General features: G+C 67.1%; 12 protein-coding genes. 8 read left to right on the forward strand and 4 right to left on the reverse strand.

The window, feature by feature from the left end; translation table 11 throughout:
- Positions 1-58: 58 nt before the first annotated feature.
- A complete protein-coding gene (locus TX76_RS13220; RefSeq protein WP_049902989.1) occupies positions 59-340 on the forward strand; it encodes a hypothetical protein in 282 nt (93 codons plus the stop codon).
- Here the strand turns inward: TX76_RS13220 and TX76_RS13225 are convergent.
- From TX76_RS13225 to TX76_RS13235, 3 genes are read right to left on the reverse strand one after another with little or no spacing between them, the layout of a single operon-like run.
- Positions 325-1,098 carry a metallophosphoesterase gene (locus tag TX76_RS13225; protein WP_049902991.1) on the reverse strand — a complete coding sequence of 258 codons (774 nt, stop codon included), beginning with the start codon at positions 1,096-1,098 and terminating at the stop codon, positions 325-327. The two genes, TX76_RS13220 and TX76_RS13225, sit on opposite strands and share 16 nt — an antisense overlap.
- Positions 1,098-2,795: a hypothetical protein gene (locus TX76_RS13230; RefSeq protein ID WP_049902992.1), complete on the reverse strand. Its 1,698-nt coding sequence runs from the start codon at positions 2,793-2,795 to the stop codon at positions 1,098-1,100. Before TX76_RS13230 ends, TX76_RS13225 begins: the two co-directional genes overlap by 1 nt.
- A complete protein-coding gene (locus TX76_RS13235; RefSeq protein WP_049902993.1) occupies positions 2,792-4,162 on the reverse strand; it encodes a Single-stranded DNA binding protein in 1,371 nt (456 codons plus the stop codon). The genes TX76_RS13230 and TX76_RS13235 overlap by 4 nt, the downstream gene beginning before the upstream one ends.
- A 66-nt stretch (positions 4,163-4,228) precedes the next feature.
- Between TX76_RS13235 and TX76_RS13240 the strand changes: the two genes are divergently transcribed.
- From TX76_RS13240 to TX76_RS13250, 3 genes are all read left to right on the forward strand, one after another.
- Positions 4,229-5,011 carry a class I SAM-dependent methyltransferase gene (locus TX76_RS13240; protein ID WP_228842376.1) on the forward strand — a complete coding sequence of 261 codons (783 nt, stop codon included), beginning with the start codon at positions 4,229-4,231 and terminating at the stop codon, positions 5,009-5,011.
- A gap of 102 nt (positions 5,012-5,113) precedes the next feature.
- The gene (locus TX76_RS13245) at positions 5,114-5,779 is read left to right on the forward strand and encodes a 2,5-diamino-6-(ribosylamino)-4(3H)-pyrimidinone 5'-phosphate reductase (RefSeq protein WP_049902994.1); all 666 of its coding nucleotides are present in this window, start codon (positions 5,114-5,116) and stop codon (positions 5,777-5,779) included.
- Positions 5,780-5,873: 94 nt separating this feature from the next.
- Positions 5,874-7,265 (forward strand): UDP-N-acetylglucosamine 2-epimerase, encoded by a 1,392-nt coding sequence (locus TX76_RS13250; protein ID WP_049902995.1) that lies wholly within the window; start codon positions 5,874-5,876, stop codon positions 7,263-7,265.
- Positions 7,266-7,268: 3 nt separating this feature from the next.
- Here the strand turns inward: TX76_RS13250 and TX76_RS13255 are convergent, their stop codons facing one another.
- Entirely contained in the window at positions 7,269-8,324 is a 1,056-nt protein-coding gene (locus TX76_RS13255) for an NAD(P)/FAD-dependent oxidoreductase (RefSeq protein WP_049902998.1), read from the reverse strand.
- Positions 8,325-8,480: 156 nt separating this feature from the next.
- On the opposite strand from TX76_RS13255, the gene TX76_RS13260 reads away from it, so the two are divergent.
- From TX76_RS13260 to TX76_RS13275, 4 genes are all read left to right on the forward strand, one after another.
- Entirely contained in the window at positions 8,481-9,197 is a 717-nt protein-coding gene (locus TX76_RS13260) for a DUF2270 domain-containing protein (RefSeq protein ID WP_049903012.1), read from the forward strand.
- Between the two features lie 68 nt (positions 9,198-9,265).
- Positions 9,266-9,550 carry a DUF357 domain-containing protein gene (locus TX76_RS13265; protein ID WP_049903000.1) on the forward strand — a complete coding sequence of 95 codons (285 nt, stop codon included), beginning with the start codon at positions 9,266-9,268 and terminating at the stop codon, positions 9,548-9,550.
- Between the two features lie 54 nt (positions 9,551-9,604).
- Complete coding sequence (locus TX76_RS13270) at positions 9,605-9,880, forward strand: ArsR/SmtB family transcription factor (RefSeq protein WP_049903002.1); 276 nt, start codon at positions 9,605-9,607, stop codon at positions 9,878-9,880.
- A 55-nt stretch (positions 9,881-9,935) separates the two neighbouring features.
- Positions 9,936-10,250: a hypothetical protein gene (locus TX76_RS13275; RefSeq protein WP_049903004.1), complete on the forward strand. Its 315-nt coding sequence runs from the start codon at positions 9,936-9,938 to the stop codon at positions 10,248-10,250.
- Positions 10,251-10,674 lie beyond the last annotated feature (424 nt).

The raw sequence follows: 10,674 nt of genomic DNA on the forward strand, positions 1-10,674 counted from the left end.
GACAAAACGATGGTGTTCGTGGCCGAATGTTTTTGTTGCAGCCACGTGTGTCGTGACTGTGAACCTCACGCTCGTTTCGTGGATCGCGCTCCTCGGCACCGGCGGCCTGCTGTTCGCCCAGTCGCTCGCGGACGTCATCGCCCGTCGCCGGTTCTGGTACAGCGTAGCGACGCTCGTTGGCAGCACTACCCTGCTGATCGGCGTGGGGCTGCAGGCGCTGAACGCCGGTGGAGTTCCGAGCGGCGAAACACCGATGGCGGCCGCCGTGCTCGTCGTCGCCGGGTGCGTGGCGGTGGCGATCGGAACGACGTGGCGGTTCGCCGGTCAAACGCGCTCGTAGCTCCCGAGTCGCGTCCCGTCGAGCAGGTACGCTTCGCCCTCGGCGATTCCATCCGGCAAGAACGGAGCGAGGAACGCCTGGCCGGGCACGTTCACCCACGTCCCGCCCGAGAGGTCGTTGAACGCCGGGAAGACCACGAGTTCGGCGTCGATCGCAAGCTCGTCGTCGTAGTGTTCACAGAATGGCTCCGGGACGAGTCGGCCGCGGAGCCACGCGCGCTCGGCTCGGCTCCCGCCGACCTCGTCCTCCAGCCGGACGGTCGGATGTTCGTGGCCGACACAGATCACCTCGCAGTCAAGCACGTCCCTGCTCGGCCACGTGTGGCCGTGGGCGAGTCCCACGCTCCCGAACCGGATTCCGTCAGGCGGCGTCACGTCGATCTCGATCCCGGCGTCGTCGGCCAGCGACTCGATCTCACCGTCGTGATTCCCTTTCACGACCGTCACCGATACCAGATCATCGAGCGCGGCGAACAGCGTCGTGAGTTCGTCGCGCTCGGCTCCCCGTGCGCCGCCGATGGCGTGGGCGAGGTCGCCGAGAAACACGACTCGGTCGGCATCCGTCGTATCGAGCAACGAGAGGAGGTGTTCGCGGCGCTCGCGGGACTGACTCGGAAGTTCGACACCCTGCCGGCCGAGTCCGGCTTCGAGCCCGGCGTGGTAGTCGGCCACACAGAGCGCGCGTTCGTCCTCGCTCTCGATCACGGCAGCGGGTTCGCCGGGCACGGGCTCGACGCCCGCCGATGCGGCCCGATCCATCAGATGGGTTTGAGCGTGTCGTCGTCGGGCTCGTAACACTCGCCGCTCATCAGCGCGTCTTGGATGCCGTCGTCGGCTTCCTCGGGAGTGAGGCCGTGTTCGTCGACAACGCGTTCGACGACCGCCTCGCGGTCCGCGCCGTCGCCGTCGTCGAGGTCGCGCATCGCCGCGACGACCGCCGACTCCGGATCGGTGTCGCCGTCGGCGTCGCCCCCTTCGGTTTCGGTACCGTCCGTCTCGTCCGGGTCGGTTTCGGCAGATTCGTCGGCTTCAGCACTTTCACCGGAGTCAGCGCCGGCCGTGTCCTTCCCTGGCGATTCGGGTTCGTCGGTATCGGTTAGGTCGCCGGTCTCACCCGCCGCGCCGTCGATCCCGTCGGACGCTTCGGTTTCCTCACCCGTTTCCGGGGGGTCCGGCGTCTCGATGTCGGCCTCGCCAGGCCCGTCGACCTCCGCGGCGCTCTCGAAGTCAGTGCCGTACTCCGCCTCGACCTCCTCGCGCACCTCGTCGTCGAGTTCGAACGACTCGGGATCGTCGAGATCGACGTCGGCAGCGGCCTCCTCGCCCGTTCCGCTGTCGGCGTCGTCGACGCTCGTTTCTGCTTCGTCCGCTTCGCTAATCGGCTCGGCGTCCTCGGTGGACGATTCGGTTGGCGTCCCACTGGCGTCGGTCTCGTCTTCGTCCGTCGCTCGGTCCGCGTCGGTCGCGGGGTCTGACTCCGACGCCTGGCCCGGCCCGGTCGTCGCTTCCGCGGTGGCTGGCTCGTCGGTTTCGGTAGTGGACTCGCCTTCGTCGCCCGGTACGGTCGTCGTGTCGGTCCCCGAATCGGCCGGGGATTCGGCGGAATCGTCCGCCGTCGGCGTCGACTCGACTTCGATAGCAGCGTCGTCGTCCGACGTCTCGGCTGCCGGTTCGCCGCGATCGGCTGCGTCACGGTCGGCCGCGTCGGCGGTGTCGGGATCGGCGGTATCGCGGTCGGTCTCGCCGTGGTCGGTCCCACTGGGTTCGGGCGCATCGCCCGCGTCGGGGGCGACGTCGAGCGATTCGACCTCCTCGCGCTCGCCCGCGACCACCCGTGCCGTGTCGAGCGCCATCTCCCGTACCGAATCGATGTACGTCGGCGTCGTCCCGTAGTGTTCGATCGCTCGCGGAACCCCTGCGGCGAGACTCGCTTCGACGCCCTCGGCTTCGAGCGCCTCGTGGAGCGCGTCACCCCGCTCGTCGCGGTCGAGTGCGTCGCGCATCGTTTCGGTGCGCTCGACGGTTCGTTCGGCGGCCGCGACCGACCAGCGATCCCGGGTCGCGGCGTCGACCGCGGCGAGCGATTCGGGACGGATCGAGGTGAACACTCGATCGGAGTCCTCGGGCTGGAAAGTCCTGGCCTTGCCGGTGACGGCGACGAACGCGGGCGGATCGGTGCGTTCGAGGAAGGAGAGCGCCTCGGGCTGGTACTGGCCAGCATACACGACGAACGCGCCGGTCGGATCGACCACTCGCGCACGGAGCTGCTCCTCGTTCACCGATTCGATCTCGGTCAGGACACCCACCACAAAGAGGCGGTTGACCCGCGCGCCGGTCGGCGTCACGACGTAGTTCGGCGCGCGCTCCTCGTCGCTCTCGGCGTACGAGAGGTCCGTGTCGTCGAACTCGGCGGCGAACACCCGGTAGGCGGTCTCGCGCTGTGGACGGGTGCTCATTCGTCTCCCCGTCGGGGTTCGCCCGCCCCGTCATCCGTCGTCCCGTCGGAGGACACGCCGTCGATCGTCCCACCGTCGGCTGCTGTCTCGTCGGTCGCCGCACCCTCGGCCCCATCGAGCAGCTCGTGGGCTCGGTCGGTGGGATCGTCGTCGCACGCCGTGAAGTTCGTGGCTTCGAGGTTCGCGCCGTAGTCGTCGACCGACAGCGTTCCCCGAACGCGGAACTCCCGGCCGACGATCGACTCACGGATGTCGTCGGCGACCACTTCTTGATCCATCGCGTCGCGGGCGGCCTCGCGCGCCACCTCGATCCCGCCGCCGTACACGTCGGCAGTGAGGTCGGTCCCGAGCACCGCGGTCAGCGAGTCGGTGCCATCGTCCACGATCGCCTTCACCCGAAGGTCGTCCTCGCCGTCGACGTCGCCGTGCGAGCGACACTGGCCCTTCTGGACCACGCGCCCGCACTCGGGACACCGCTGGATCAGCCCCGAGCCATCTCGGACCTCAAGCACGTTCCCTGCCACTTCGACATCGAACAGCCCCTCGGTGGCGACCGCCTCGCGGACGGACATTCGGGGTGCGCCGTCACCGGTCTCGACCCCGTGATCGAGCGCGTTCACGGTCGAAAACTCCGAGACGTTCACCGATGGTACCCCGCGGAACTCCCGGACGTAGGCGTTCTCGATCCCGACCGACGCGCCCTCCTCGATCTCGCCGTGGGGGTCCCAGTCGGTGAACGGCAATCGCCCCGTCTCGTCGGCGAACACGCCGCTCAAGATCTCGGTCTCGCCGTCACGGCCGTCGATGGTCTTGCGTTCGACCTCCGCGACTCGGATTTCGAGCGCGACGCCGCGATCGCCGGGCGCGAGCTCGGAGAGGTGGGTGTCGCCGCCGACGTCGTACGGCACGTCGAGCGGCTCGTCGTCGGTTTCGACGGTGGTCTCGGAGCCGAGATTGAGCTCCGGACTCCCTTCCCACTCGCGGACGCCCACGCCGACGATCTCGACCGTGTCGCCTGGCGCGAGATCGAACTCCTCCCACGCGGTGTAGGAGATCTTCCCGGATTCGTCGGCGAGTTCGCCCTCGCGGATCACGAGGTCGTCGCCCTGATACCGGATCGAGCGCTTGCCGACGGTGAGCACTACCCCACGAACGGTGACCGCGGAATCGGCCGTCGAGACCTCGGCGAGTTCCTTCGCCGACGGCTCGCCGCCACCGCCGCCGTCGCCGTACTTCCGCCGGAGGCTGTCCTTGGCCTCGTCGATCGGCACGCTGTACTCGACCAGCTTTTCGAGATCGGCTTCGACCTCCTCTTTGTCAACGCCGAGGGCGGAGGCGAGCTCCTCGGCATGGTCGTCGAGAGCCATCACGTGTGCTTCGAGCGGAACGAACTAAAAGGGTTCGCGCCGTCTACCGTGTAGTCACGACCACCGATGTCCGAAACCGATCCGAGCCCGTTCGCGAGCACCGAGGCGTACTACGCCGCCTACCGACCCGGGTACGGCGACGACGTGATCGAGTACCTGTGTGAGCGATTCGACCTAGACGAGGCGGCTCGCGTCCTCGATCTGGGCTGTGGGGCGGGCCAGATCACCGTCCCGATCGCGGCGCACGCGGGCGAAGTCGTGGGGATGGACCCGAACGAAGCAATGGTCCGAGAGGCCGAAAAGCGGGCCGCAGCGGCCGGCAGGGAGAACGTCGAGTGGATCGTCGGTTCGGACGCCGATCTGCGACCCGAGCTGGGACCGTTTCGACTCACGACGATGGGGCGATCCTTTCACTGGATGGACCAGGAGAAAACGCTCGATTCGCTGTACGCCACGACCGAACCTGGTGGCGGCGTCGCGCTTCTCGGTGACGAGGAGTGGGTCACCCGAGGCACCGAGGCGTGGCAGGACGACGTGTACGCACTTGCCGACGAGTATCTCGACGACCTGCCCGAGCGAACCGGCCCGATCGAGTACGACGACCCGTGGGACGAACTGCTCGCGGCACACGGGTTCACCGACGTCGAAACCGCTGTCTTCGAATCCGAGCGCGAGTGGACGATCGACGGGGTCGTCGGCTACGTCTTCTCGCTCTCGTACTGCTCGCCCGAGACGTTCGGCGAGGAGCGGGAAGCGTTCGAGCGCGACCTGCGTTCTCGACTGCGCGAACGGGACGAGGAGGTGTTCACCGAGGACGTGACGAGAACGACGATCGCCGGCAGGAAATAGCGCAGGTTAGTGCGCGTCGTTCCTCGGCCCCGGTCCGGGTTCTTCGCTCCGTCGCGCCACCTCACCGAAAGCGGCTTTCCCGAGCGAGTCGGTGAATCGGACATGCACGTCGTAGTGAACGCGGCGATGAGCGCCGACGGCAAGCTCTCCTCGCGCCGGCGCGACCAGGTCCGGATCAGCGGGCCCGAGGACTTCGCGCGGGTCGACGGGATCCGGGCGGACTGCGACGCGGTCGCCGTCGGGATCGGCACCGTTCTCGCCGACGATCCCCACCTCACCGTCGAGGACCCCGACCTGCGTGCCGAGCGGCGCGAGCGCGGCGATCCCGAGCACCCGGCACGGGTGGTGATCGACACCCGTGCCCGGACGCCGACCGACGCCCGCGTGCTCGACGACGAGAGCGAGACTCACCTCCTGGTCGGCGCGGACGCGCCCGACGACCGACGCGACGCGCTCCACGAGGCCGGCGCACACCTCGTCGAGGCCGGCGTGGAGCGCGTCGATCTCGCCGCAGGACTCGACGAGCTCGGCTCGGAAGGAATCGACCGGCTGCTGATCGAGGGCGGTGGCGAAGTCCTCTTCTCGGCGTTCGAAGCTGGGGTGGTCGACGAACTCTCCGTGTACGTCGGCTCGCTGCTCGTCGGCGGACGCGACGCGCCGACGCTCGCCGACGGCGAGGGGTTCGTCGAGGCGTTTCCGGAGCTCGCGCTGGCCGACGCCGAACGACTCGACGACGGTATCGTTCTTTCGTACACCGTCGAGGGTTGAGCGTTCCGTCCGCGTCCGCAGCACCGAAAGCGCCGACAGGGCTGCCGGGATCGGAAGGGAACGTATAAGCTGGCGACGCAGGAACGGCCACGGAATGGCTGGGCTTCGGATCCACGAGGACCGACTCGATGCAACACTCGACGGGGGCGACGCCGACCTCGCCCTCGCGGTGGTGACGGCGACCAAGCCCGATTTCTACAAGCAGGCTCCCGTCGTCGCTGCCGCCCGTGACCGCGGGTTCCCGTGTTTCGTCCTCCATACCGGGCAACACTACGACGACGTTCTCGGACACGGCCTCGTGGAGTACGGCATCGACGACGCGATCGCGGTGGATCTCGGCGTGCGCGGCGGCCTCTCCGAGAAGACGGCCCAGGTCACGACTCGCGTCGCCGAGATCGCCGCCCACCTCGACGAACACTACCCCGAGACGACGATACTTCCCCTCGTTCACGGCGACACACACGCTGCCGGCGTCGTTCCCCAGGCGTGGGCGTTCGCCACCAACCAGTACGCCGCCCACAACGAGGCAGGTCTTCGGGGGATGGCTCCGTCGTTCGATGCCTACACCGCCGACGACGTGGACGCCGCCGCGTTCGTCCGCGATCAGTGGGAGGGCGAGTGGTCGCTCGATCGTTCCGAACCGTTCCCCGAGCAGTACGACACGTTCGTCGGCTCGGCGGCCTGTCTCTATCACTTCGCGCCGGTCGATCTGAACCGCGACCACCTCACGCGCGAGGGCTACCCCGCCGCCGTCGGCGACGACGAGCGCATCCCGGTGGTCGGAAATTCGGTCGTGGACGCCATCGAGCTGAAGGCCGATACCGGAGGCGGGGAGTCGATCTTCGACGTCTACCCCGCATTGGAGACGCGCGACGACTGGCTACGGGTGGACGTCCACCGCCGCGCGAACCTCCTCCCCGATCGGTTCCGCGCGATCGTGGACTGTGTGATCCGTCTGGTCGAGGCGGGCTACAACGTCAACTTCGTGGAACTGCACGCGACGGGTACCGCGCTCGACGAGTACGGGCTCCGCGAGAAGATCGAGCGCCTCGCCGCCGACAACGACAACTTCCTCTTTACGGGGCTCTGGAAGAGGCACGCCCACGTCTACGAGTTCTTCCGCTCCGGGCAGTGTTTCGCGGCGCTCACCGACTCCGGCAGCGTCCAGGAGGAGCTCAACCACATCCGGGAGACGCGGTGTCTCACCGCCCGGTTCAACACCGACCGCCCCGAGACGGTGATGGACGCCAACACCAATCTGCTAGTTCCGCCCGTATCCGGCGAATCGATGGCCGAACTCGTCGAGTACGCGTTCACCGACGACGCCACCCGCGACCGCCTCGGGTCGGGGCCGCGCCTCTACGGCGAGAACGTCGGCACGGAGATCGTGCGCTACTTCGAGAACCTCGACGATCCGGCCACCTTCGAGTGGTCCCACGACCGCGCCGCGTTCGATGTCGGCGATACTGCCTTCGAGTACCTCTGAGAATCAGTCGTCGGACTCGGCGAGCGCCGCCTCGGCGTCGGTCGCGGGCTCCTCGTCGAGCGTTTCGAGGTAGTCGTCGGCGTCGAGCGCCGCTTTGCAGCCCATCCCCCCGGCGGTCACGGCCTGCTGGTAGTGGTAGTCGACCACGTCGCCCGCGCCGAAGATGCCCGGCACGCCCGTCCTGGTCTGACCGCCGCCAGCGCCGCCCCGGGTGTCGAGGTAGCCTGCGTCGTCCATCTCGACCCCGGTCCCCTCGAGATAGCCGGTGTTCGGCGTGTGGCCGATGGCGAGGAAGACCGCACCGACGTCCATCTCGAAGGATTCGGTCTGGGGGTCGTCGAGCCGCTCCGTGGGATGGCCTTCGGGGTGACGGACGAGCGATGCGCCCTCGATGCCCTCTTCAGGTGATCCCCGAATCTCGGTGAGTTCAGTGTTCCGAACGACCTCGATCTCGCCGGCCGCGACGTGCTCTTCGAGCCGGTCGATCCAGTAGTCCTCCGCCCGGAACGCCTCACGTCGGTGGACGACGTACACTTTCGAGGCGAACTTCGTGAGGAAGGTGGCCTCCTCCATCGCGGCGTCGCCGCCGCCGACCACGATCATCTCCCGGTCCCGAAAGAAGGCTCCGTCACAGGTCGCACACGTCGAGACGCCGTAGCCCATCAACTCGTCCTCGCCCGGAACTCCAAGGGTCCGCGCGCTCGCACCGCTCGCGGCGATCACGGCGTCGGCGGTGAGGCGCGTGCCGTCGGCGAGTTCGAGCTCGAAGGGGCGGTCCGAATCGTCGACGCGCTCGATCACGCCGTGACGGACTTCCGCGCCGAACCGTTTCGCCTGCTCTCTCATGTCGTTCACCAGTTCCGGACCGCCGATCCCCTCGGGAAAGCCCGGGTAGTTCGCGACGTCGGTGGTGAGGGTGAGCTGGCCGCCGGGTTCGTCGCCTTCGAGCACGAGGGGCGCGTTGTTCGATCGTGCAGCATAGATCGCCGCGGTCAATCCAGCGATGCCCGACCCCGCGACGACGAGCCGGTGGTGCTCCGGCTCCGGGTTCCCGGTCATGTCCGTGATTGGCGATCGGCGGATAACTACCTTGTGCTCCGAGATCGACGACCCGTCGAACGCTGCCGAGCGGACGGTATCGGCGCGCTCGACGGTTCCGTGGCGTGTACGCAGGCGGCGTGGTTTTACGAACGCACGGCGAATCTCCCGACAGCCATGGGAGAAAGTGACAGGAACTGGGACGAGTTCGATCCGGAGGCACGCGAGGAGCGCGAGATCGGCCGCGAGATGGTCTCGAAGAGCACGGGGTTGGGATCGGTCGTGGCGCATTTCTACCGCGGCGAGATGAGCGTGGTCACGACGTGGCGCGGCCGCCTCGACGAGACGATCAACTGGGCGGTGACCATCATCGCCGCCATTCTGGTGTATGCCTTCTCGACCGAGGGCAATCACGTGATCCTCCTCACCGGGATGGTGGTCATCACGATGTTCCTCGCGATCGAAGCCCGACGCTATCAGGCATACGACGTGTATCGAGCCCGGGCACGGCTGCTCCAGGAGAACCTCTTTGCGAACACGCTCGATCCATCCCAGGGCGTCGAGCACCGTGACTGGCGGCGCGAACTCAGCGAGGACTACCGAAATCCGACGATCAAGACACCCTACACCGAAGCGCTCGCACGTCGGCTCCGCCGGATCTACCTTCCCTTCCTGTGCCTCATGCTCGCCGCGTGGCTGTTCAAGCTCACGGCCTTCTCGACCCGACCGGTGCTCGAAACGGCCGGAGTGGGATCGGTGCCGGGGTCCGTCGTCTTCGGTATCGTGGGCGCGTTCTACGCCGCCGTGATCGCGACCGCGTTCTGGCCGCGCGAACGCCACTCGAAGGGCGAGTTCGAGAAGGCCGAACCCGGAGAGTGGAAGGAAACCGACTGACCTCCGATCGGAACGGCGGGACGATCGGCGACGGAAGCGCTTAGGTCGCCGCCGGCGCTTCCGACGGTATGCCCGCCGATCTCGACGAGAAGACCGACCGCTACGAACGACTGCTCGCCGACGCGCTCGACGCGGCGAGCGTCGCGCCGCCGGACGGAACCCCACTGGCCGAATCCGCGGCCGAGTACCGAGAGATGGCACAGTCCTACCTCGACGACGGCCGTCACTTCCGCGAGACGGGCGATCCAGTGAACGCGCTCGCGGCGTTTTCGTACGGCCACGCGTGGCTCGACGCCGGCGCACGGATCGGGTTGTTTGCGATCCCCACGGGAGATAACTTGTTCACGGTGTGAAACGCCGGGCGCAGGCGGTGCGCTTACAAGGGGTGGGTGTGTCAGTCCCGCTCGATGGAGGCCGTCCTGTGGTACGTGCTGACGGGTACTCGCGGCGGCACGAACCGCGTGCGCATCCTCCGAGCCCTCGACGAGCGACCGCGAAACGCGAACCAGCTGGCGGAGGACCTCGAGCTCGACTACAAAACCGTCAGACACCACCTCGACGTGCTCGAGGACAACGGCGTGCTCGAGGACAGCGGCGACGACTACGGCGCGATCTATCTGCCGACCGACCAGGCGCGCCATCACTGGGATACCGTCGAGAAAATCATCGACCAGGTGGAGTGAGTATGGCATGAATTGGGAAAGAGTATATCCGGCCGTGCAGGGTAGGTGGAAGTAGATGGCCGTCCTGATCGACGCGATGCGCGTACTCAGCGCGCTCAACGTGCTCCTCCTCCTCGGTCTGGGGTACGTCTGGGGACGGAACTTCTACCGCTTCCGCTCGAAGCATACGCTCGGACTGTTGGTGTTCGCCGTGTTGCTTCTGGCGGAGAACGCGCTGTCGATCGTTTTCTTCGTCTTCAACTTCGAGGGTCTCACGGCGTGGGTCACCGATCCGAGTTTCGTCCCCACTATCGCCCAGCAGGCGATGTTGACCCTTCGCGCCCTCGAATTCGCTGGCGTCGTCTTCCTCACCTGGGTCACGTGGGACTGATTCGGAGCCGTCGAAGCGACCGATCCGGGCAGGAACGGTGATCGTCCAGTGACGATGGTTGGCCGTTGGCGCAATCAACTCGAAAGCGCCACACGACCGCGCCGAGGCCCGAACGCTCGGGTGGATCACCCCTCCAAAAACCATCGATATGCCAAGGCTTTTGAGGTGCGCGATTTCGGCGTCGTTGGAGGTGTGAGACGGTCGTTCTCAGCCACCGATCTCCGACAGATTTAAGTGCTTTACGGACTAACGATTGGTTAAGCACCGAGTTCTGGGATCGTCCACGAACCATCCCCAGCAGCCAACCGCTTCAGACCCCACCAACACGATCATGAGCGACACAACGACCCGAATCAACCGCGAGGAAGAGACCCAAGAGACCGAGACCGAACAGGAAGAGGAGGCCTCCGAGGACGAGCTGGTG

Origin of the sequence: Halococcus agarilyticus (assembly GCF_000334895.1) — an archaeon.
Lineage (GTDB): Archaea > Halobacteriota > Halobacteria > Halobacteriales > Halococcaceae > Halococcus > Halococcus agarilyticus.